The sequence below is a fragment of the Streptosporangium sp. NPDC004379 genome, from assembly GCF_042873875.1.
Lineage (GTDB): Bacteria > Actinomycetota > Actinomycetes > Streptosporangiales > Streptosporangiaceae > Streptosporangium.
Map to the genome: position 1 here is coordinate 125,983 of NZ_JBIAMC010000014.1, position 23,047 is coordinate 149,029.

The following is a 23,047-nucleotide window of genomic DNA, read 5'->3' on the forward strand; positions in this document are numbered from 1 at the left end:
CCAGCTTGGAAAGGGGTGCGGGGTCACGGGGTACGGCCGAGCAGATGGTCCTTCACCTCGGTCGCGGCGATCCGGTCGCGGGCGGCGGACGGGTCGGAGCACAGCAGCACCGGCGCGTCCCGCGGGTCGCGGGGGAGCAGGCCGTGGGAGCCCCTGACTGCCCGGGCGCCGGCGTCGAGGCCGACGACGTTCATGAGGTACCGCATGCCGGTCTTCTTCCGGAGGAGGGCGACGGCCGCCCTCCGCTTGGCCCGCCCCGGGTCGGCCGGGTCGAAGAGCAGCTCGGCAGGGTCGTAGCCGGGCTTGCGGTGGATCTCCACCAGCCGGGCGAAGTCGGGGGCCCGGTCGTCGTCGAGCCAGTAGTAGTAGGTGAACCAGGCGTCCGGGTCGGCGAGCAGCACCAGCTCGCCCGAGCGGGGGTGATCGAGGCCGCAGGCCGCCTTGCCCTCCTCGTCGAGGACCTCGGCCACGCCGGGCAGGGCCGCGCAGAGCTTCGCCACGGCCGGAACATCGGACGGGTCCCGCACGTAGACGTGGGCCGTCTGGTGGTCGGCGACGGCGAAGGCCCGGGAGGTCCACGGGTCCAGATACTCCATCCCGTCCTGGTCGTACACGTGGAGCAGGCCCTCGGCGCGCAGCAGCCGGTTGACGTCCACCGGGCGGGACACGTCGGTGATGCCGTACTCCGACAGCACGGTCACCGTCGTCCCCCGGCCGAGGGCGGTCTCCAGCAGCGGCGCCATCACCCGGTCCAGCTCCGCGGCGGCCGCGGCCGAGCGGGGGTCCGACGACCCGTACCGCTGGAGGTCGTAGTCGAGGTGCGGGACGTAGGCGAGGGTCAGGTCGGGGTCGCGGGTCGTCATGACGTGCCGGGTGGCCTCGCAGATCCACGCCGAGGAGGCGATGCCCGCCCCGGGGCCCCAGTAGGTGAACAGCGGGAACGGGCCCAGGCGCGCGGTCAGCTCGTCGTGGAGTCCGGGCGGGTAGGTGTAGCAGTCCGGCTCCTTGCGGCCGTCCGCGTAGTAGATCGGCCGGGGGGTGACGGTCCAGTCGACGTCGGCGCCCATCGCGTACCACCAGCAGATGTTGGCCACCGTGAAGCCGGGCCTGTCGCGGCGCGCGGTCTCCCAGATCTTCTCGCCCTGGACGAGCGCGTTGTGCTGGCGCCACAGCAGCACCTCGCCGAGGTCGCGGAAGTACCACCCGTTGCCCACCACGCCGTGCCCGGCGGGCGGCAGACCGGTCAGGAACGTCGACTGGACGGGGCAGGTGACGGCGGGCAGGACGGGGTCGAGCCGGGCCTGGAAGCCGGCGGCGGCCACGGACCGCAGCCGGGGCATGGACTCCAGCAGGCGGGGCGTCAGCCCGACCACGTCGAGGACGAGTTGCGAGGTCATGTGCGTGCTCCCAGGAGGCATAGCTCGTCGCGGGCGAAGGCCAGCTCGGCGGCGATGCCGTCGGCCAGCCCGGCGGAGGTGCTGGGCCGGTGCGCCGGCGGCAGCACGCCCCACGTGTAGGTCTCGACGTCGTAGTGGTCGCACGCCCCCCGGCCGACGAGTTCGGCCAGGGCCTCGCGCAGCACGCCGACGGTCGACGTCAGCGGCGGCTCCGGCCGCATGTGCAGCGGCACGTGGTAGTGCACGCGCCAGGGCGCGGGGAGGCCGTCCGCCAGCGCCTCGCCGAGGTCGTCGGCGGCCCCGCCGCCGGGGTTGCGGGCCTGGTGCAGGAAGCGCGGCTCGGCGTACTCCCGCAGCGCCGCGGGCTCGGCCGTCTCCAGGGCGGCCGCCAGCTGGACCTTCACCACCGGCAGGCCGGCCTCCCGCAGGGTGCGCAGCGCGTCGGCGGGCCGTTCCCACGCGCAGGCCAGGTGCGCCAGGTCGAGGCAGATCCCGAGCCGGTCGGTGTCCACGCCGGCCAGGTGGGCGGCGGCCTGCGCGGTCGTCTCGACGACGCAGCCCGGCTCCGGCTCGAACCCGACCCTGATGAAGCGTCCGGTGGTCTCCTCGACGTTCGCCAGGCCGCGGGCGAGCCTGTCGAGGCTCCGGGCGGCCCGCCCGGCCATGACGGTGTCCCACGGCTCGCGCCAGGCGAGCGGCAGCGTCGAGATCGAGCCGCGCGCCGCGTCGTCCGGCAGCAGGTCGGCCAGGACGCGGGCCAGGTCGAGGGTGTACGCCAGCCGCTCCGGGGCGGTCCAGTCGGGGTGGTAGACGGCGTGCTTGACGACCGGGTCCTGGAACGAGCGGTAGGGGAAGCCGTTGAGCGTCACGACCTCCATGCCCCGGAGGTCCAGTTCGCGGCGTAGCCGCAGGCGGCTCGCCCGGTCGGCCGCCAGCCCGGCCGCCACGGGCGCGGCCAGCCACAGGCCGAGGCCGAGCACGGGAGCGTCCAGGCGTTCGCGGACCGGCACGGCGAACTCGTCGAGCTGTCCGATGACCCCGCCGAGGTCCTCGGCGGGGTGGACGTTCGTGCAGTAGCCGAGGTGCAGGACCCGCCCGGCCGTGTCGCGCAGCCGCATCAGCTCCCCCCGCGCAGGATGGAGCTGCCCTGGAACACCGGCTCCGCCGGCTCGGCCTCGGACAGGTCGAGCCGCCCGGACTGCCCGAAGAACTCCACGGGGTTGCGCCACATCACCCGGTCCACGTCGTCGGCGTCGAAGCCGGCGTCGAGCATGGCCCGCGCGGTCTCCAGCGTGAGCAGCGGGTCGGAGTTCCCCCAGTCGGCCGCGGAGTTCACCAGCATCCGCTCCAGCCCGTGCCGGCGCAGGATCTCCACCATCCTCGGCGGCGACATCTTCGTGTCGGGGTATATGGAGAACCCCATCCAGCAGCTGGACTCCCGGACGGGGCCGACGGTGAGCTCGTTGAGGTGGTCGACGAGGACCCGCTCCGGCGGGATGCCCGAGGCGGCCACCACCTCGAGCGTCCGCCGGGTGCCGCCGGCCTTGTCCCGGTGCGGGGTGTGCACCAGCGTCGGCAGGCCGTGCTCGATCGCGAGGTCGAGCTGGCGGGCGAACGCCTCGTCCTCCTCGGGCGTCATCGAGTCGTACCCGATCTCGCCGACGGCGACGACGCCGTCCTTGTCGAGGTAGCGGGGGAGCAGGTCCAGCACCGGACGGCAGCGCGGGTCGTTGGCCTCCTTCGGGTTCAGCGCGATCGTGGCGTGGTGGCGGATGCCGAACAGCCCGGCCCGGTACGGCTCCCAGCCGAGCAGCGAGTCGAAGTAGTCGGTGAACGAGCCGGGGTTGGTGCGCGGCTGGCCCAGCCAGAAGGCGGGCTCGACGACGGCGCGGACGCCCGCCGCCGCCATCGCGCGGTAGTCGTCCGTGGTGCGCGACGTCATATGGATGTGCGGGTCGAAGATCCGCATCAGGCCTCCTGCTGCCGGGTCGGGTGATCTGCCGCCCGGCCGGGCCGGGCCGGCCGCCGGGTCGGGTGGTCCGCCCCCTGGCCGGGCCACCCCGGGGGCTGTCCGTTGAGACGGCCGGGGAGACGGCCGTTGAGGCGGCCGAGCAGGGCGGAGGCGTCGGGGGGCATGGCGCGGCCGGCGGCGGCGCGTTCGGCGGCGAGCCCGGCGAGCATCGCGGCCAGCTCCCCGTCGGCCCGTCCGTCCAGGTCGTGGACGGCGGCGAGCGGCACCCCGGTGAACACGCACTTGAGCACGGCCTGCCGCCACTCCGCCTGGTCCAGGACCCCGGCGGCCGGGCCGAGCGCGGCGGCCAGCAGCCGGGAGTCGTTGGTGCGGATCGCGTCCCGCAGGAGCGGCGCGGCCCGCACCCCGGCCGGGAGCAGCGGCAGCGCCCTGAGCACGGCCAGCTTCTCCTCGGCGGTCCCCTCGGCGTACAGGACGGGGAGGCGCGCGGCCAGTTCCTGCGCCGGCAGCGCCGCGAGCAGCACGGCGCGGGCCGCCTCGTCGGCCCGCCAGCCGGGCGCCCCGGCGAGCGGCGTCCGGCCCGCGCGGCGCCCGGCGGCCGCGAAGTGCCGCCCGATCGTCTCCGGCCGCCGCCCGATCTCCGCGCACGCGTCCGTCACCCATTCCCGGCCGAGTACGGCCCGCAGTTCCCGGGCTTCCATCACCGGCTCCTTTCCGCGGAGACGTGTTCCGGCACGGCCGCCTCCCCGGCCCGCGGCCTCGCGGCCGCCTTCCCCGTCCCCCGCCCCGCGGCCGCGCCCGTCGCGGCGCGCTCCGCCGTACGGAGGAACTCGATCGAGCGGGCGGCGATCTGCGGCGCCGCGTGCGAGTGCCGGGGCAGCTCGACCGAGACCAGCCCGGTGTAGCCGCAGGAGGCGAGGGCGGCCAGGACCGGCGGGAAGTCGATCTCGCCGTCGCCGAACTCCAGGTGCTCGTGCACGCCCCTGCGCATGTCGTCGATCTGGACGTTCACCAGGTGCCCGGCGACGGACTCCACGCAGTCCGGTACGGGGTCCGGCTCCAGGCAGCGGCAGTGCCCGATGTCGAGGGTCAGCCCGAAGCCCGGGGGGCGGCCGAGCGCATCGCGCAGCCTCCGCCAGTCCGCGATCGTCGCGACCAGCATCCCGGGCTCCGGCTCGAAGCCGAGCGGTACGGTCGCCGTGCCCAGCAGGTGCGCGCAGCCGTCCACGAGCCGCCGCCAGGCCAGGTCCGCGGGAACGGAGGCGGGCCGCGTCCCGGCCCACAACGAGAGGGCCTCGGCGCCGAGGTCGGCGGCGACGGCGGCGGCCCGCCGCAGGAAGTCCAGCCGCCGGTGACCGTCGTCGTGCAGCAGGGTGGGGGAGTGCTTGCGCCAGGGGTCGAGCAGGTAGCGCGCGCCGGTCTCGACGACGACGCCGAGCCCGAGGTCGCGCAGCCGGTCGGCGGCGGCCGCGACCCGCCGCGCCGCGCCGGGCGCGTAGGGGTCCAGGTGGTCGTGGTCGAGGGTCAGCGCCACACCGTGGTAGCCGAGGCCGGCGATGACCTCCAGCGCGTCGCCGAGCCGGTGGTCGGCGAACCCGTTGGTGCCGTACCCGAACCGCAGCCCTCCCGCCGCCGCGGCCCCGCCCGCCCCGGCGGCGCCCGGCGCGGTCGTTCCGGTCGCCCCGGCGGTGTCCACGCCGGTCATGTCGGGGACACCTTCGTGGCGAGGATCCCGGCCAGCGGCGCGGCCGCCGCCACGGCCAGCCCGGCGCCCTCCGCGCCGGCGTGCGCGGTGAGCGCGCCCTGCAGCGCGGGCAGCGTGGTGATCCCGCTGCCGACGGCCGCCCGGATGTTCGGCGCGGAGGGGTCGGCGGCGGCGCGGGCCTGGGCGAGGCCGAAGCGCGCGGCGTACCAGGCGGCGAGCGCGTTCTGCGTCCACCCCCGGCGGCGGCCGACGGCCGAGGCCAGGGCGAGCGTGGCGGCCAGCGTCCCGGCGGGCAGGTGCGGCCCGGATCCCGACACCTCGCGCCGGGACAGCAGGGTGAGCAGGTAGGTGTGGGCGCCCACCGTCAGGGCGGCGGGCATGGCCGCGGAGAACGCCCCGCCCGCCCGCCCGCCGGGAGCGGCGCCGAGCAGCACGTCGAGCACCCGGCACAGCGCCATCACCGCCGGGCCCGCCGGGGTGTCCTTGGCCGCGAGGTCGTAGGTCCACACCGCACCCGCCAGGGCCGCCGCGAGCGCGCCCGCCCGCGGCCCCGCGGCCAGCGCCGCCGCCGACACACCCCCGGCGGTGAGGCCGGCGGCGACGGCCAGCGCCGCGCCGGGGGAGACGCGGCCGGACGGGATCGCCCGCCCGGGGCGCTCGACGGCGTCCACGTGGCGGTCGGCCCAGTCGTTGGCGGCCATGCCGGCCCAGTACAGGCAGACCGACGCGCAGGCCAGCCCGGCCGTGCGGCGGCCCAGCACACCGGCGGCGGCCGCGCCGGCCACCACGTCGCCGGGCACCGACAGCGCCGCCGGCATCCGCACCAGCTCGACGAGGTCCCGCACCGCGATCCGTCCCATCCGGGCCCCGGGGACCCCGCGGACCCCAGGGGTTCCGGGGGCCACGCCGCTCACCGCGGCTCCCCGGAGTCCGGCCCGGATCCGGGGCGCAGGCCGCCGGCGAAGTCGCACAGCAGGTTCCACTGGTCGGCCAGGGCGTGCGGGGCCGGTTCGAGCGGATCCTTGAAGAAGAAGGCCAGCTCGGTCAGCGGGCCGGAACGGCCGCGCTCGTGCGCGGCGGCGGTCAGCCGGGCCAGGTCGAGCACGAGGGGCGCGGCCAGTGCCGAGTCGCATCCGTGCCAGGTGAAGTCCAGGCGCATGCGCCGCCCCAGGAAACCCTCGAACGTCACCAGGTCCCAGGCCGTCTTGAAGTCGCCGGCGTCCTCCAGGTAGTCGATGCGGACCTCGCCCTGGGGGACGTACCCGAGCGTCTCCCGCAGCACCTTCCCCTTGCTCGCGGCCTTCGCGGCGTTCGGGCCCGGCCGCGCCAGGTTCGCGCCGTCGCCGCCGCCGAGCAGGTTGATCCCCGACCAGGTCCGCACCCGCAGGTTCCGCATCGCGAACATGGGGGCCAGCATCGACTTCACCAGGGTCTCCCCGGTCTTGCCGTCGTGCCCGGCGTAGGGCACGCCCCGCCGTACGGCCATCCGGTCGAGCGCGGGCAGCCGGGCCCCGGTGGAGGGGGTGAAGTCGACGAACGGGCAGCCCGCGAGGAAGGCGGCGTAGGCCGCCAGCGAGCTGGGCGGCAGCACCGCGCCGTCGTCCGGCCGCGACCCCCGCAGCGCCTCCTCCAGGAGGTCCAGGCGGGCGTGCGCGGGATGCGGCGCGGGCGCCGGCTCGGTCGTCGCGACGTTGACGACGACGACCCGCCGCAGGCCGTGGCGTTTCCGGAACGCCGCCAGGTCGCCCGCCATCAGCGCCGCCGTCTCGGCCTGGTCGCGCGCCGAGGGCAGTGGCAGCACGTCCCGGTCGACCGCGGCCAGCTCCTCCTCCAGCGCCCGCACCGGCCCGCCCGGGAGGACGCCCTCGTCGGCCAGTGCCTGAGCCTTCTTCACCAGCGACACGGCGGCGACGTCGTGCCCGCCGAAGGTCAGGTCGGCCAGGGCCGGCAAAGGGACTCCGGCGAACAGGGGCAGTTCGGTGACGCAGCCGGTCCGGTCGGCCAGCCCGGCCCGGATGGCCAGTGCCCCCACGACGGCGGTCACCGCGACCGAGCCGCGGCAGCCGACCAGCCATACTCCCGTGGTCATCAGAGGCTCCCGGGAGCCGTGCGGACAACGTGATCGGTCCTCATCGTCCGATCCTCCTCGCGTCTGTGTTCGTGTTCTGGAACGTGTCCGCCGGGGCGGTGACCCGCCCCGGCGGAGCCGCGCGGTCACCCGGGCAGGTGCTCGGGGTGACCGCGCGGCCGGTGGGTCTCAGACCCGGGTCCATTTCTGGTTGGTGCCGCCGTGGCAGGTCCAGATGTGGACCTTGGTGCCGTTGGCGGTGCCGTAGCCGGAGACGTCGAGGCACTTGTTCGCGCCGACGGCGGTGATGCTGCCGTCGGTGTTGAGGCGCCACTTCTGGTTGTTCTGGCCGTTGCAGTCCCAGATGGTGACCGCGGTGCCGTCGGCGGTGCCCGCGCCGGTCACGTCCAGGCACTTGCCGCCGTAGACCCGCAGCTCACCGGTGCCGGTGGTCGTCCACTGCTGGTTGGCCTGGCCGTTGCAGTCCCAGATCTGCACCTGCGCGCCGTTGGACTGCGAGGCACCGCTGACGTCCAGGCACCGGCCCGAGCCCGCGCCCTTGAGCGCGCCGCCCGCCGGCGGGTCGACCGTGGGGGTGGCCGTGGGGGTGATCGTGGGGTCCGGGGTCGGGCCGCCGCCGAGCTGCGTGAAGAAGTTCCACACCACCGACCTGGTCCAGGAGTTCTCACCGGGCTCGAAGTCGCCGGGTTTCCCGTCGACCGGGTTGGGGGTGTGACCCGCGTCGAACGCCGCCCACGCGACCGGGTACCCGGCCCGGCACCCCGAGTAGTAGGTGACGACGTGCGTCAGGCTGCCCTGCGGCGGCTCCGGCGGGTTCTGGGGCGTGCAGCCGTTGTTCCTGACGAACCTGTCGCGCAGCGACCGGCCCGCGGAGATGTTGAGCACCGGGTCGCGGAGGCCGTGCAGACCGATGTACGCGATGGGGTCGTTGCCGCCGCTGCACCCGCTGAGCTGCCCGCCGGAGTAGACCGCCACCGCGCGGAAGACGTTCGCCCGGGAGCACGCGAGCGAGTAGCTCATGCCGCCGCCGTAGCTGAAGCCCATGGCGAAGCGCTGGGTGGTGTCGACGCAGAGGTCCGACTCGATCCGCCGGATCATGTCGTCGACGAAGGTGACGTCCTCGCCGCCGGAGTTGGCCCAGCCGTTGTTGAAGCCCTGGGGGGCGACGAAGATCGCGGTGTTGTTCGACAGCGCCCTGGTGCCGTAGTAGGACCAGACGTACCCGCTGGTCCCGCCCGAGTCGACGTCGTTGGCGGTGCCGCCGTTCCAGTGGAACCCGAAGACCAGCCGGTAGGGCGTGTTGTTGTTGTAGTTGTCGGGGATCCGCAGGATGAAGCTGCGGTTCTTCCCGCTGGTCGTGATCGACTGCGTACCGCTTCTCAGCGTCGGGGTCTTGCCGCACCCGGCGGTGGGCGCGAGGGCGCTCCGCTGGGCGGACGACGCGCTCGCGCTGCCGCCCAGCACCGCCTGCACCAGGCCCAGGACGAGCAGCGCGGCGGTCGCGGCAGCGGCGAAGAGGGGTCTTTTCCTCGACATCACACGATTTCCTTCGTCGTTCTCGTGGTGACGCATGGATGGGGAAGTCGCTGTGTTAGCGCTAACTAATAGCCGTGTGCCACATCTCCTTCTTCCGGGTGGCCCGATGGGACGGTCTTCCGGATCGATCCGCAGGACGGGCGGCCCCCACGGGGACCCGCCGCGGTCGGCGCGGCGGGTCCGGCCGGTGAGGCCCCGTCCCGGAGCGGGATCAGCGGTAGCCGGCGGCGACGACGCTCGCCTGCACCGCGTTCTCGGTGGCGTCGGAGGGATAGCCGGCGACCATGGCCCCCTCGTAGAAGGTTCCGGCGCTGAGGTTCGCGCCGCCGTCGGGCTTGCAGCAGTCGCCGCCGCTGCCCAGGATGATGGCGCCCTGCTTCCTCATCGGGCTGTAGCCCGGGGGGAGCGAGCCGTCGTACAGGGTGTACAGGCTGCCGGACTGCGCGTTGCTGCCCTTGATCGCGAAGCGGCTGGTGCCGTTGTTCTTCAGGGTCGCGGTGACGAACTTGTGGGGGAAGGCCCGCTGGTTGGGGTTCCAGGACTGGCTTCCGCCGGGGTAGAGGCCCCACTCCAGGTCGGCCTGGACCCAGGGGCCGCCTCCGGAGCAGCCGCCGAACCAGCACTGGGTGCTGAAGTTGATGGCGTCCATGGCGCCGGCGGCGTCGGCCTTCCTGGTGGTCTCGCTGTTGCCGTAGTCGAAGCAGCAGCCGCCGTTGACGTGGGTGCCGCTGGTGACCATGTACATGCCCTCGGGCGCGCTGCCGGTCGGCACGCCGGTCAGGTGACCGTCCCGCCAGTAGCTGTTGCCGGGGTTGATGTACAGGGAGTAGGCCTTGGCGCCGCCGACGGTGAGCGACTCGGTGGTCGCGACCGCCGGCCTGCTCTGGGGGGAGCCGGGGACCACGCTGGACCCCTGGTACCACAGGTCGTTGCCGCGGCCGGACTGGTCGTACACCACCGTGACGACGCACGTGGTGCCGGCGCAGAAGGCGTCCTGGGCCGCGGCGTCGGCGACGCCGCCCGCGACCGGCAGCCCGATGTTGCGGGTCGTGTTGTCCGACGAGCGCCTGACCTGGTACAGGTTGCCGCCGTAGGCGGCGTACAGCGCCCGCGTCGTGCTGTGCGCGGCCACGCACGGCGTGCCGCCCGAGGCGTAGATGTCGCACGGGCGCGCGCCGGCCGGCAGGGTCGGCGTGGAGGTCGGCGTCACGGTCGGGGTCGGGCCCGGGTCGGTTCCGGTGGTCCATTTCTGGTTGGTGCCGCCGTGGCAGGTCCAGATGTGGACCTTGGTGCCGTTGGCGGTGCCGTAGCCGGAGACGTCGAGGCACTTGTTCGCGCCGACGGCGGTGATGCTGCCGTCGGTGTTGAGGCGCCACTTCTGGTTGTTCTGGCCGTTGCAGTCCCAGATGGTGACCGCGGTGCCGTCGGCGGTGCCGGCTCCGGTCACGTCCAGGCACTTGCCGCCGTAGACCCGCAGCTCACCGGCGCCGGTGGTCGTCCACTGCTGGTTGGCCTGGCCGTTGCAGTCCCAGATCTGCACCTGCGCGCCGTTGGACTGCGAGGCACCGCTGACGTCCAGGCACCGGCCCGAGCCCGTGCCGATCAGTGGCGTGGTCGCCGCCGAGGCGGGTCCGGACCACACGAGAGCGGTGGCGACGAGGGTCGCCAGCATAGCCAGGACGGACGCGGCGAGGGTCGTCCGAGCACGCCGCCCACGCGTCGCACGGCCCGGTAAGGGAACCGGTGAAGGCTGCAATGTCGTACTCCTTCGGAAACGGGCGCGGCGGAGACGGCCGTGCCGGGGAAGACACGGGGCTCGCCGGAGACGGCGGGATACGGGACGCGCCCGTCCGGCGGGCGCCGAGGACCGGGCCGCCCGGTCACGGGACAGCGCGGGAGGGCCGCTCGGAGCCGATCGCCACAACGGGCGCGAATCGATTCGCCTCAGTGTCGAGGCCGCTGAGGAGGGGGAGGAGGCTGTGTTACAGCGAAGCACACACGACCCGCACGCCGCCTGTCAAGCTTCGGTGAATCCGGACCGGCGGCCGGGAATCCCTCCCGGCGGCTCCCATCGGCGGCTCATCCGGCTCCCGCCGGGACGAGCCCGATGAAACGTTCATCCGCCTGGGGGAGGCCGTCACCTGGGGCCGGGTCGTCCATGATCAGTACGAAACATGTGAACGGTTCATTCGGAGCGGCCGGTGCGAACGACGCGGGCGGTAGGCGTCCTCCCTGATGAACGCGTCAGAGTCGTTAACAGCGACCGTGGCCTCGGTGTGCTGAATGTGAAATAAGTGGGCTTAAGGTCTTGACGGGTCCTGGTGCTCCACTCGTAATTGGTAGCGAGATCCCCGCGGGGGGCGCGCCTCCTTCCGGAAACCCCCGCGGCCGAATCCACACGGGCAGGGTGTGGAGGGCCTCCGGGCCCTCCGCGTCGTGGCCGGCCACGACGACGTCCGCGGTCCCGCTCCGCGGGCGTCCCCCCGTGGTCCCATACGCCTCCCGTACGGCGACGGTCTCCTCCTCCGGGAGGGCGTCACCTGCCCTGCGGAGGAGGGTGTGACCTGACCATGCCCCTACCCCCCAAGGAACCACCGTGCGATCATCCTCACCCGCCGCGGTGCCGAGACCGGTCCTGGCCGGCATCGTCGCCGCGGTACTGGCCGCGTTCGCCCTCGTCACCCCGGCCACCTCGGCGTCCGCGGCCGCCACGACCCTGTACGCGTCGCCCACCGGCACCGGCACCGCCTGCACCTCCGCCCAGCCGTGCTCACTGACGGGGGCCCAGGCGGCGGTGCGGTCGCTGAACGGCGCCATGACCGACGACATCGTCGTGGAACTGGCGGGCGGGGTGTACCGGCTCTCCTCACCGCTCCGGCTGACCGCCGCCGACTCCGGGAACAACGGCCACACCGTCAGCTGGCAGGCCGCGGCGGGCGCGAGCCCCGTCATCAGCGGGGCCCGCGCGGTCACGGGATGGTCGCAGGCCGACCCCGGGAAGAACATCTGGCGCGCCGACGTCGGAACCGGGATCGACACCCGGCAGCTGTACGTCAACGGCGCCCTCGCCACCCGTGCCCGTACCCAGGTGAACCGGGCCGACTTCACCGCGACCGGCACCGGCATGAGGTTCGGCAACTCCGCGTTGAACTACCTGAACAACCTGGCCGGCCAGAACCGGATCGAGATGGAGAGCATCGGCTCGTTCACCGACCGGTACGTGCGGGTGCAGAGCATCAGCGGGAACTTCATCACGATGCAGCAGCCCGGCTGGACCAACAACATCTTCGGATACGACGTGTTCACCACCCCCCACCGGGCGGGTCCGCTGTACCTGGAGAACGCCTACGAGTTCCTCGACGCGCCGGGCGAGTGGTACATCAACCCCGCGACCGGCGTGCTGTCCTACATCCCCCTCGCCGGGCAGAACATGAACGACGTCAGCGTGGAGCTGCCGCTGCTGCAGTCCCTGGTGAACGTCGGGGGCACCTACGACGCGCCCGCGCACCACATCACGTTCAAGGGCATCACGTTCACCGGCACCAGCTGGCTGGGCCCCAGCAGCAACCAGGGCTTCGCCGACCAGCAGACCGGCGCCTACATCGCCGGCAACTGGAGCGTGCCCGCCGACCTGCCGAAGTCCTGCCAGGAGGGCTGCCAGCAGTTCGAGGCCACCCGGCCCAACTGGTACCAGATGCCCGCCGCGGTGCAGGTCTCCGCCGCGAACAACGTCACCTTCACCGACTCCCGGTTCCTCAACCTGGGGCAGACGGCCGTGGGCATCGGCAACGACGCCAACGCGCACGCCGGCGGCGTCGGCCTGGGCGCGAGCGACATCACGGTGACCCGCTCCGAGATCGCCCGCAGCTCGGCCGGCGGCATCGTGGTCGGCGGCGTGCGCGCCGACGCCCACCACCCCGGCGACCAGCGGATGGTCAACCGGAACATCACCGTCACCGACAACCGCATCCACGACCTCGGCCTGGACTACCGGGGCGTCGTCTCGGTCCTGACGACCTACGTCACCGGCAGCGACGTGTCCCACAACGAGGTCTACAACATGCCCTACACCGGCATGTCGATCGGGTACGGCTGGGGCGCCAACGACGCCGGCGGCAGCAACCACTACGCCGACCGCGGCCTGTACAACTACCAGCCGCGGTACACGACGGCCACGACCGCGTCCGGCCACCGGCTCGTCGGAAACTACGTGCACGACGTCATGCAGCAGATGACCGACGGCGGATGCATCTACACGCTGTCGGCGAACCCGAACGGGACGATCAGCGGCAACCACTGCCTGCGGACCAACGGCTGGTTCGGGCTCTACTTCGACGAGGGCTCGCGGTACTACACCGCCAACGGCAACGTCTTCTCCAACACCGGCACCTGGGCCACGGCCAACTACTGGTTCGCCGAGAACATGGGGAACTTCACCGTCACCGGCAACTGGTCGACCAACGGCAGCACCAACGTGACCAACGGCGACCGCGGCAACGTCGTCTCCGGCAACGTCACCGTCGCGGGCGGCAACTGGCCGGCGGGCGCCCAGGCCGTGATCGCGTCGGCCGGGCCCCGGACCGGCACGTCGCCCTCGCCTTCGGCCACCCCGACGCCGCCCGGGGACGCGACCGCGCTGAAGGGCGTGGGCTCGGGCCGGTGCCTGGACGTCAGCGGGGCCTCGCAGTCCAACGGCGCGCAGGTGCAGATCTGGGACTGCAACGGCCAGGCCAACCAGAAGTGGACCTCGACGAGCGCGGGTGAGCTGCGGGTCTACGGCGGCAAGTGCCTGGACGTGACCGGCGCGGGCACCGCCGACGGCACGGCGGTGACGATCTGGGACTGCAACGGCCAGAACAACCAGAAGTGGCGTCTCAACACCGACGGCAGCATCACCGCCGTCGGCGCGAACAAGTGCCTCGATGTCTCCGGCTACGGCACCGCCAACGGCACCAAGGTCCACATCTGGACCTGCACCGGAGGAAGCAACCAGAAGTGGACCCGATCCTGACCGCTCGCTGACGACCCGCCCCGCGTCCCCCACCGGCAGGGACGCGGGGCGACCCCCCTCTTCGGACCGACTCGTAAGGAACACACATGTCCCGACGTCCGTGGCTCAAACTGCTGGCCACGATGGCGCTGATCATCCCTGGAACCCTCGCGGTCAGCGGCTCCCTGGCGAACGCGCTGACGATTCCGGCGTCCGACTACCAGCAGGTGTCCCTGGCGTCCGGCGGCGCGGAGCTGGGCGAGGCGATGTCGCTGGCCGTGATGCCGAACCGGTCGGTCGTCCACACGGCCCGCGACGGCACGGTGCGGATCACCGACGTGAACGGCGCCACGAAGGTGGCCGGCAAACTCAACGTCTACACGCACGACGAGGAGGGTCTGCAGGGTGTGGCGGTGGACCCGGGCTTCGCGTCCAACCGGTACATCTGGCTCTACTACTCGCCGCGCCTCAGCACGCCGACCGGCGACGCGCCCGGCAACGGCACGCAGGCGCAGTTCGACCAGTGGAAGGGCCACCTGAACCTCTCCCGGTTCACGCTGAAGTCCGACGACACCCTCGACCTGGCGAGTGAGAAGGTCGTGCTGGAGGTGCCCAACGACCGGGGGATGTGCTGCCACGTGGGCGGCGACCTCGACTTCGACGCGGCCGGGAACCTCTACCTGACGACCGGGGACGACAGCAACCCGTTCGAGTCGAGCGGCTACTCGCCGCTGGACGAGCGGACCGACCGCAACCCCCAGTACGACGTGCAGCGCACCGCCGCCAACACGAACGACCTCCGGGGCAAGGTCCTGCGGATCAAGCCGCAGCCGGACGGCACGTACACCATCCCCAGCGGCAACATGTTCGCGCCGGGCACGGCCCGGACCAGGCCGGAGATCTACGCGATGGGCCTGCGCAACCCGTTCCGGATGAGCGTGGACAAGGCCACCGGCGTCGTCTACCTGGGCGACTACGGCCCCGACTCGGGCGTGACCAACTCCAACCGCGGTCCGAGCGGGCAGGTGGAGTTCAACCGGATCACCGGGCCGGGATTCTTCGGCTGGCCGTACTGCACGGGCTCGAACACCACCACCGAGACCTATAACGAGTGGAACTTCGCCACCAACAGCACCGGCCCCAAGTACGACTGCGCGGGCGGGCCGACCAACAACTCCTTCCGCAACACCGGGCTGACCACGCTGCCCGCCGCCAAGCCGGCGTGGATCAAGTACGCCGGGGACTCCGGCTCCCCGCCGGAGTTCGGCTCCGGATCGGAGTCGCCGATGGGCGGCCCGGTCTACCGCTTCGACCCGAACCTGAGCTCGTCCATCAAGTTCCCGCAGGAGCTGGACGGGCGGTTCTTCGCCGGCGAGTACGGCCGCCGCTGGATCAAGGCGATCGAGGTCAAGGCGGACGGCTCCCGCGGGGAGATCTCCGCGTTCCCCTGGACCGGCACCCAGGTGATGGACATGGCCTTCGGCCCCGACGGAGCCCTGTACGTCCTCGACTACGGTGACGGGAAGAACAACCAGGCGCTGTACCGGGTCGAGTACATCGGCAAGGCGGCCAACCGCAACCCGATCGCCAAGGCCGCCGCCGACAAGCTCTCGGGACCGGCTCCGCTGACGGTGGCGTTCTCCTCCGCGGGCAGCTCCGACCCCGAGGGCGGCGCGCTGACGTACTCGTGGAACTTCGGCGACGGCACCACGTCCACGGCGGCGAACCCGTCCAAGACCTACACCGCGGACGGCACCTACACCGTCACCCTCACCGTACGGGACCCGCAGGGGCTGACCGGGAACACGAGCCTGATCGTCACCGTCGGCAACACCGCCCCGAAGGTGACGCTGACCAACCCGGCCGACGGGCAGCTGTTCTCCTTCGGCGACACCGTGCCCTTCCAGGTCACGGTCACCGACCCGGAGGACGGCACGATCGACTGCTCCAAGGTCACCGTCACCTACCTCCTCGGCCACGACAGCCACCGCCACCAGATCACCTCCCAGACCGGCTGCTCGGGCTCCATCGCGGTGCCGGTCGACGGTGAGCACGACGCCGCGGCCAACATCTACGGCGTCTTCGAGGCCTCCTACACCGACAACGGGGGCCTGACCTCCACCAGCTCCCGCACGCTCCAGCCGCGGCACCGGCAGGCCGAGCACTTCGGCGCCCAGCAGGGCGTGCAGACGGCCGACCACACCACCGCCGAGGGCGGCAGAACGGTCGGCTTCACCGACGACGGCGACTGGATCTCCTTCCAGCCGTACGCCCTGGGCAACGCGACGAAGTTCACCGCCCGGGTGTCCTCCGGCGGCGTGGGCGGCCGGATCGAGGTCCGGGCCGGCTCGGCCACGGGCACGCTCCTGGGAACGGTGAACGTCGCGAGCACCGGCGGCTGGGAGACCTTCACCGACGTGTCGGCGAACCTCAGCGGCGCACCGTCCGGCACCACGACGCTGTACCTGGTCTTCCGCGGCGCGACCGGACAGGGCTACCTGTTCGACGTGGACTCCTTCACCCTCGACACCGGCACGCCGTCGACCCCGCCCCCCGGGGACACGAGCGCGCTGAAGGGGACCGCCTCGGGGCGGTGCCTGGACGTCAACGGAGCCTCGCAGTCCAACGGCGCGCAGGTGCAGATCTGGGACTGCAACGGTCAGAACAACCAGAAGTGGACCTCGACCAGCGCCGGTGAGCTGCGCGTCTACGGCAACAAATGCCTGGACGTGACCGGAGCGGGCACCGCCGACGGCACCGCGGTCACCATCTGGGACTGCAACGGCCAGAACAACCAGAAGTGGCGCCTGAACACCGACGGCAGCATCACCGCCGTCGGCGCGAACAAGTGCCTGAACGTCTCCGGCTCCGGCACCGCCAACGGCACCAAGGCGAACATCTGGACCTGCAACGGCCAGGGCAGCCAGAAGTGGACCCGGGCCTGAGGCCGTCCGCCACCCCGTCCAGCCCCGACCCCACCGCGACCATCGACTGATGTGACGCCCGGCGCGGCCCGCCTCCGACACCGGAACGGGCCGCGCCGGACGCCGCGACGGAAGGACATCCATGCTGCGACATCCGACCCCCGCCGCGCCCGCGCGCGACGCGGGCGCCGGCCGGAAGGCGTCCGTGCTGCGACGCCTGTCGGTGACCGCCGCGGCGGCACTCGTCGCCACCGCGGCGGCGATCCCCGCCGTCCCCGCCCAGGCAGCCGCTTTCAAGGTGCTGGTGTTCTCCAAGACGGCGGGCTTCCGGCACGACTCGATCCCCGCCGGCGTCCAGGCCATCCGCGACCTGGGGGCCACCGGCGACTTCACCGTCGACGCCACCGAGGACTCGGCCGCCTTCAATTCGGCCAACCTCGCCCAGTACAAGGCCGTCGTCTTCCTCAGCACCACCGGGGACGTGCTCAACGCCACCCAGCAGACCGCGCTCCAGTCCTACGTCGACGGGGGCGGCGGCTACGTCGGCGTCCACTCCGCCGCCGACACCGAGTACGACTGGCCGTACTACGGGCAGCTGGTGGGCGCCTGGTTCAACAACCACCCGGCGATCCAGCGGGCCACCGTACGGAACGAGGACCGGGCGCACGCCGCGACCGCCCATCTGGGGGCGACCTGGTCGCGCACCGACGAGTGGTACAACTACCGCACCAACCCCCGTTCGACGGCGAAGGTGCTGCAGAACCTGGACGAGGGCAGCTACAGCGGCGGCGGCATGGGCGGCGACCATCCGATCACCTGGTGCCACGCCCAGTCCTCGGGCCGCGCGTTCTACACCGGCCTGGGGCACACCCAGGAGTCGTACGCCGACCCGGCCTTCCGCACGCTGCTGGTCGGCGGGATCCGGTACGCGGCCGGGGCGGCCAAGGCCGACTGCCGCCCGGAGACCGGGTACACGGCGCTGTACAACGGCTCGACGGCGGGCTGGTCGCAGGCCGGCCCGGGGTCGTTCACCAACACCGACGCCACCCTGACCTCCCAGGGCGGCATGGGCATGCTGTGGTACGGCACCAAGGAGTTCGGCTCCTACTCGCTCAAGCTCGACTGGAGGCTGACCGGTGACTCCAACTCGGGGGTGATCGTCGGATTCCCGGCCACGAGCGACCCGAACGCGGCGCTCGACACCGGGTACGAGGTGCAGATCGACGCGACCGACACCCCGGACAAGACGACGGGGGCGATCTACGGGGTCAAGGCGGCGGACACCGCCGCACGCGACGCGGCGCTGAACCCGCCGGGTCAGTGGAACACCTACGAGCTGCTGGTGGAGGGCGAGCGGCTGCAGGTGTTCCTGAACGGCACGAAGATCAACGATTTCACCAACACCGATCCGGTCCGCTCGCTCCAGCAGGGCTACATCGGCATCCAGAACCACGGGTCCGGCGACGTGGTGTCGTTCCGCAACATCCGGATCAAGGAACTGGGCGGTGCGTCGCCCTCGCCCTCGGCCACGCCGACGCCGCCCGGCGGCGCGACCGCGCTGAAGGGCGTGGGCTCGGGCCGGTGCCTGGACGTCAGCGGAGCCTCGCAGTCCAACGGCGCGCAGGTGCAGATCTGGGACTGCAACGGCCAGAACAACCAGAAGTGGACCCCGACGAGCGCGGGTGAGCTGCGGGTGTACGGCGGCAAGTGCCTGGACGTGACCGGCGCGGGCACCGCCGACGGCACCGCGGTGACGATCTGGGACTGCAACGGCCAGAACAACCAGAAGTGGCGTCTCAACGCCGACGGCAGCGTCACCGCCGTCGGAGCGAACAAGTGCCTGAACGTCTCCGGCTCCGGTACGGCCAACGGCACCAGGGTGAACATCTGGACCTGCAACGGCCAGAACAGCCAGAAGTGGACCCGATCCTGAGGCCGTCCGCCCGCGCCGGGAGGCGGCCGGGGCCCTCCGGGGTTCCGCTCCGCCGGACCCTTCGCACATGACGTCACGCCCGGGGCCGCCCCCGGGCGTGACCGTGCGGACCCGCCCGCCGTTCCCCGCCGGTCAGCGCGGGCGCGCGGGGCCGGTCGTCCCGCGCAGGGAGACGGGAGGGGCGACGAGGAGGTGACGGTGGGGGGCGGCCGGATCGGCGATGCGCTGGATGAGCAGCTCCACGGCCCTGGCGCCGAGTTCGTCGACGGGCACGTCGGCGGCGGTGAGCGGCGGGTGCAGGTTCTCCGCCCAGTGCAGCGCGGCGACGCCCGCGATGGAGAAGTCCCCCGGCACGGTCAGGCCCGCCTGCGCCAGCGCCCGGTACATGCCCGGCATGGCGGCCTCGTTGATGGTCGCGATCGCGGTGAGGCCGGGATGCCCGGCCAGGAGCCGCTCGACGCAGGAGACCCCCGACTGGGCGTCGTCGGCGCAGCACGTCTGCACGCCCTCCAGGCCGCGTTCGGCCACCGCCCGCGCGAAGCCGGCCTGGGCGCGGTGGCCGGGGCCGTACCCGGCGGCCACCAGCTCGGCGGAGCGGTTGACCAGGGCGACGCGGCGATGGCCCAGGTCGGCCAGGTGGTGCACGCACCGGGCGACGAGCGTCTCGTAGTCGACGTCCACCCAGGACAGCTCATCGGGGCGGCTGGTACGCCCTATCCCCACGAACGGCATGCCGATCTGCCCCAGCCGGACGGCCCGGTCGTCCTCCAGCCGGATCTCCATGAGGATGACGCCGTCCACGCGCCTGCCGCTCACCGTGCGCTCGAAGGAGCGGTCGTGCTCGCCTCCGGAGGGGGACAGCAGGACGTCGAGGTCGGCGCGGGCGGCGGCGTCGACCACGCTGGCCACGAAGCCGAGCTGCATGTCCGTGAGCCGCCGGCTGGCCGGGGGGATGACCAGCCCGATCGTGCGGGTCCTGCCCTCCTTGAGCGCCCTGGCGGCGGCGTTCGGCTGGTAGCCCAGCTCATCGATGACCGCCTGGATGCGCCGGCGGGTCTCCTCCGACACCGGGCGCTTGCCGCTCAGAGCGTAGGAGACGGTGCTGCGCGACACGCCTGACCGCCTGGCGATCTCCCCAATGTTCACCGGTGCTCCTCACCTGGTCCGGGCCCCCCGCATCATCGTAAGTCGAATCGTTCGAACCGACGAACCGGGGTGTTTTCACACGCAGGCATTGACGTACGTGATCCACGGTCCTATGTTCATGCGAACCGATTCGATGAGAACGACAGCAGCCGCAGAACGCATGCCAGCGGAGGTCAGATCATGAGGTCAACGGCAACGAGCCGGCGTGCGGCCGGACTGAGCCTGGCGGTGCTGGCGGCCGCCGGCGGTCTCGCCGCATGCTCCTCACCGTCCGGAGGATCGTCTGGCGGGCCGTCCGACACCGCCGCGGACGCGAGCGGAGCCGCCGGCGGCGGGACCTACACGATCTGGGACCCCTATCCCCAGCACGACAAGGGATCCGAGTGGGTGAAGCTGCTGGACGCCTGCGGCGCCCAGGCGGGCGTCACGGTGGAGCGCACCGCCTTCGACACCACCGACCTGACGAACAAGACGCTGCTCGCCGCGCAGCAGGGCAACGCGCCCGACGTGCTCATCGTCGACAACCCGGTGGTCTCCACGCTGGCCGAGGCGGGCGTGCTGACGACGACGGAGGAGAACAGGCTCGACACCTCGGCCATCGAGCCGAACCTGCTGGGGGCGGGGCGGATCGGGGGCAAGACGTACGGGGTCCCGATCGGGGCCAACACGCTGGCCCTCTACTACAACAAGAAGGTGCTCGACAAGGCCGGGGTGGACATCGCCTCGGTCCGGGACTGGGCGTCGCTCACCGCCGCCCTGGAGAAGGTCAAGGCGGCGGGCAAGAAGGGGATCACGTTCTCGGCGATCGGCACGGAGGAGGGGAGCTTCCAGTTCCTGCCGTGGTTCTGGGGGTCCGGCGCCATGCTCACCAAGCTCGACTCGCCGCAGGGGGTCTCGGCGGTGACGCTGTGGGCCGACTGGCTGAAGAAGGGGTACGCCCCGGACTCCGTCATCAACAACACCCAGACCACCAGCTGGCAGGAGTTCGCCGGCGGCGACTACGCCTTCGCCGAGAACGGGACCTGGCAGGTGGCCGCCGCGGAGAAGGCCGGCTTCGACTACGGGATCATCCCCGTCCCCGGCAAGGACGGCGGCACCGCCCCCGCGCCGACCGGAGGCGAGTTCGTCGGCGTCCCCGTGCAGCGGGACACCGGCCGCTACGCCACCTCCCAGAAGCTGGTGACCTGCCTGACCAGCACCGACAACTCCCTGACCACGGCCACGACCCTCTCGTACGTCGCACCCACCGAGCAGGCGCAGTCCAAGCAGGTCGAACGGACCCCGGACCTGAAGGTGTGGGTAGAGGCGGTCAAGGCCGCCAGGGGCCGCACCGGCGACGACCTCGGCACCAAGTACCCGAAGATCTCCGAGCCGCTGTGGGGCGCGGTGCAGGCGGCGCTCAGCGGGTCGAAGAGCCCGCAGCAGGCGCTGACCGACGCGCAGGCCGCCGCCGCGAGCGCCATCCGGTGACGGCGGGGGAGCGGCGCGCGGCCGGCCGCCCCGGGCGGACCGGCCGATGGGCGGCCTGGGCCTTCCTGGCCCCGGTCGTCGTCTACCTGGCGGTCTTCTACGCCTATCCGCTGTACCGCAACGTCGAGCTGAGCCTGCACGACTACACGGTGCGGTCGTTCGTGCAGGGAGACGCCCCCTTCACGGGGACGGCCAACTACGCCGAGGTCGCCGGAGACGCGACGTTCGGGCCCGCGCTGTGGCACACGGTGGTGTTCACCCTGGTGTCCCTGGTCTTCCAGTTCACGATCGGGCTCGCCCTGGCCGTGTTCTTCGCCCAGAACTTCCCGCTGTCGGCCACGTTGCGGGCGCTGTTCCTGGTGCCGTGGCTGCTGCCGCTGATCGTGTCGGCCTCGACGTGGTCGTGGATGCTCAACAGCGACTCCGGGATCGTCAACGCCGCCCTGGCCGTGTTCGGCGTCGATCCCGTCCGCTGGCTGACCTCGCCCGACTGGTCGCTGTGGTCGGTGATCATCGCCAACGTCTGGATCGGCGTCCCGTTCAACCTGGTCGTCCTCTACTCGGGTCTCCAGGCGATCGATCCCGCCGTCCACGAGGCCGCCGCGCTGGACGGCGCGGTCGGCTGGCGGCGCTTCCGGACGATCACGTTCCCGCTGCTGCGGCCGGTCTCGGCGATCACGCTGCTGCTCGGGCTGGTCTACACGCTGAAGGTGTTCGACATCATCTGGATCATGACCAGGGGCGGGCCGAGCGGGTCCTCCACCACGTTCGCCACCTGGTCCTACCGGCTGGGGTTCGGCAACCTGCTGCCGGAGTTCGGCCGCGGGGCGGCGGTCGGCAACCTGCTGATCGTGGCGGCCCTGGTCTTCGGCCTGGTCTACATCCGCGCGCAGCGACGGCAGGCCCTCGCGTGAACGGGCACGCCGAGTACGGCACGGCCTCCGCATCCGGGTCCCGCCGGTCAGGAGGGAGGGTCCGATGAGCGCCGTACGCGCCCGGTGGAAGACCGCGGCCGGGCTGGCGCTGACCGGCGTGATGCTGTTCCCGGTCTACTGGATGGTCAACGTGTCCCTCACCCGGGAACAGGACATGCGCAGGAGCCCGCCCGCCCTCCTCCCCCTGGACGGCACGCTGGAGGGCTACCGGTCGGTGCTCGACCGGCAGCTGCCGTACCTGGGGGTCAGCCTGGTCGTGGGGCTGGGCACGGTCGCCCTCACGCTGCTGGTCGCGGCGCCGGCCGGCTACGCGCTGGCGAAGCTGCGCCCGAGGGGCGGCGTGGCCTTGAGCTTCCTGCTGCTGATCGCGCAGATGATCCCGGGGATCATCATGGCGATGGGGTTCTACGCCGTCTTCCTCAACCTGGGCGTGCTCAACACGATCCCCGGGCTGATCGTGGCGGACTCGACGCTCGCGGTGCCGTTCGCGGTCCTGATCCTCACCGCGTTCATGTCCGGCATCCCCGAGGAGCTGCTGCAGGCGGCCCGGGTCGACGGAGCCGGTTCCCTGCGGACCTTCTGGTCGGTGGTCCTGCCGGTCAGCCGCAACTCGGTCATCACCGCGTCGCTGTTCGCGTTCCTGTGGTCCTGGTCGGACTTCGTGTTCGCCTCCACCCTCGACCAGGGCGGCGCGTACCAGCCGATCACGCTCGGCATCTACCACTACATCGGCAACAACAACCAGGAGTGGAACGCCATCATGGCCACCGCCGTGGTCGCCTCCGTTCCCGCCGCCGTGCTGCTCGTCATCGCCCAGCGTTACGTCGCCGCGGGCGTCACCGCCGGAGCGGTGAAGCACTAGGGGCCCGTCCCCGGGGATCCCTCGCCACGGCGAGGGATCCCCGGGGACGGGCCCCGGCGAGCCGGCCCGGCCCTCCTCCCCGACAGAA

Annotated in this window: 16 protein-coding genes; 6 read left to right on the forward strand and 10 right to left on the reverse strand. The window is 72.4% G+C overall.

What is annotated here, in order from left to right; translation table 11 throughout:
- Nucleotides 1-23: 23 nt before the first annotated feature.
- From ACFYSC_RS27430 to ACFYSC_RS27470, 9 genes are all read right to left on the reverse strand, one after another.
- Entirely contained in the window at nt 24-1,397 is a 1,374-nt protein-coding gene (locus ACFYSC_RS27430; RefSeq protein WP_389967428.1) for an alkaline phosphatase family protein, read from the reverse strand.
- Nucleotides 1,394-2,515 (reverse strand): metabolite traffic protein EboE, encoded by a 1,122-nt coding sequence (eboE, locus tag ACFYSC_RS27435; protein WP_389967431.1) that lies wholly within the window; start codon nt 2,513-2,515, stop codon nt 1,394-1,396. The genes ACFYSC_RS27430 and eboE overlap by 4 nt, the downstream gene beginning before the upstream one ends.
- Nucleotides 2,515-3,366, reverse strand: coding sequence for a TatD family hydrolase (locus ACFYSC_RS27440; protein WP_389967434.1), 852 nt, complete (start codon nt 3,364-3,366; stop codon nt 2,515-2,517). Before ACFYSC_RS27440 ends, eboE begins: the two co-directional genes overlap by 1 nt.
- Entirely contained in the window at nt 3,366-4,070 is a 705-nt protein-coding gene (locus ACFYSC_RS27445; protein ID WP_389967437.1) for an EboA domain-containing protein, read from the reverse strand. Before ACFYSC_RS27445 ends, ACFYSC_RS27440 begins: the two co-directional genes overlap by 1 nt.
- Complete coding sequence (locus ACFYSC_RS27450; protein WP_389967441.1) at nt 4,070-5,074, reverse strand: sugar phosphate isomerase/epimerase family protein; 1,005 nt, start codon at nt 5,072-5,074, stop codon at nt 4,070-4,072. Before ACFYSC_RS27450 ends, ACFYSC_RS27445 begins: the two co-directional genes overlap by 1 nt.
- Nucleotides 5,071-5,934: an SCO3242 family prenyltransferase gene (locus ACFYSC_RS27455; RefSeq protein ID WP_389967444.1), complete on the reverse strand. Its 864-nt coding sequence runs from the start codon at nt 5,932-5,934 to the stop codon at nt 5,071-5,073. The genes ACFYSC_RS27450 and ACFYSC_RS27455 overlap by 4 nt, the downstream gene beginning before the upstream one ends.
- Before the next feature lie 50 nt (nt 5,935-5,984).
- Entirely contained in the window at nt 5,985-7,163 is a 1,179-nt protein-coding gene (locus tag ACFYSC_RS27460; RefSeq protein WP_389967447.1) for an inositol-3-phosphate synthase, read from the reverse strand.
- 168 nt (nt 7,164-7,331) lie between these two features.
- Nucleotides 7,332-8,699 carry an RICIN domain-containing protein gene (locus ACFYSC_RS27465; protein WP_389967450.1) on the reverse strand — a complete coding sequence of 456 codons (1,368 nt, stop codon included), beginning with the start codon at nt 8,697-8,699 and terminating at the stop codon, nt 7,332-7,334.
- Between the two features lie 211 nt (nt 8,700-8,910).
- Nucleotides 8,911-10,371: an arabinofuranosidase catalytic domain-containing protein gene (locus ACFYSC_RS27470; RefSeq protein ID WP_389967453.1), complete on the reverse strand. Its 1,461-nt coding sequence runs from the start codon at nt 10,369-10,371 to the stop codon at nt 8,911-8,913.
- A gap of 924 nt (nt 10,372-11,295) precedes the next feature.
- Between ACFYSC_RS27470 and ACFYSC_RS27475 the strand changes: the two genes are divergently transcribed.
- From ACFYSC_RS27475 to ACFYSC_RS27485, 3 genes are all read left to right on the forward strand, one after another.
- The gene (locus tag ACFYSC_RS27475) at nt 11,296-13,710 is read left to right on the forward strand and encodes an RICIN domain-containing protein (protein ID WP_389967456.1); all 2,415 of its coding nucleotides are present in this window, start codon (nt 11,296-11,298) and stop codon (nt 13,708-13,710) included.
- An 86-nt stretch (nt 13,711-13,796) separates the two neighbouring features.
- Entirely contained in the window at nt 13,797-16,634 is a 2,838-nt protein-coding gene (locus ACFYSC_RS27480; protein WP_389967459.1) for a carbohydrate-binding protein, read from the forward strand.
- A 121-nt stretch (nt 16,635-16,755) separates the two neighbouring features.
- Entirely contained in the window at nt 16,756-18,546 is a 1,791-nt protein-coding gene (locus tag ACFYSC_RS27485) for a ThuA domain-containing protein (RefSeq protein WP_389967462.1), read from the forward strand.
- Between the two features lie 132 nt (nt 18,547-18,678).
- Here ACFYSC_RS27485 and ACFYSC_RS27490 read toward each other — a convergent pair whose 3' ends face one another.
- Entirely contained in the window at nt 18,679-19,692 is a 1,014-nt protein-coding gene (locus tag ACFYSC_RS27490) for a LacI family DNA-binding transcriptional regulator (protein WP_362945471.1), read from the reverse strand.
- Between the two features lie 180 nt (nt 19,693-19,872).
- Between ACFYSC_RS27490 and ACFYSC_RS27495 the strand changes: the two genes are divergently transcribed.
- The 3 genes from ACFYSC_RS27495 (at nt 19,873) to ACFYSC_RS27505 (ending at nt 22,959) form a co-directional block, all read left to right on the forward strand.
- Nucleotides 19,873-21,162 carry an extracellular solute-binding protein gene (locus tag ACFYSC_RS27495; RefSeq protein WP_389967465.1) on the forward strand — a complete coding sequence of 430 codons (1,290 nt, stop codon included), beginning with the start codon at nt 19,873-19,875 and terminating at the stop codon, nt 21,160-21,162.
- Nucleotides 21,159-22,076 carry a carbohydrate ABC transporter permease gene (locus ACFYSC_RS27500; protein WP_389967468.1) on the forward strand — a complete coding sequence of 306 codons (918 nt, stop codon included), beginning with the start codon at nt 21,159-21,161 and terminating at the stop codon, nt 22,074-22,076. The genes ACFYSC_RS27495 and ACFYSC_RS27500 overlap by 4 nt, the downstream gene beginning before the upstream one ends.
- Before the next feature lie 64 nt (nt 22,077-22,140).
- A complete protein-coding gene (locus tag ACFYSC_RS27505) occupies nt 22,141-22,959 on the forward strand; it encodes a carbohydrate ABC transporter permease (RefSeq protein ID WP_389967471.1) in 819 nt (272 codons plus the stop codon).
- Nucleotides 22,960-23,047 lie beyond the last annotated feature (88 nt).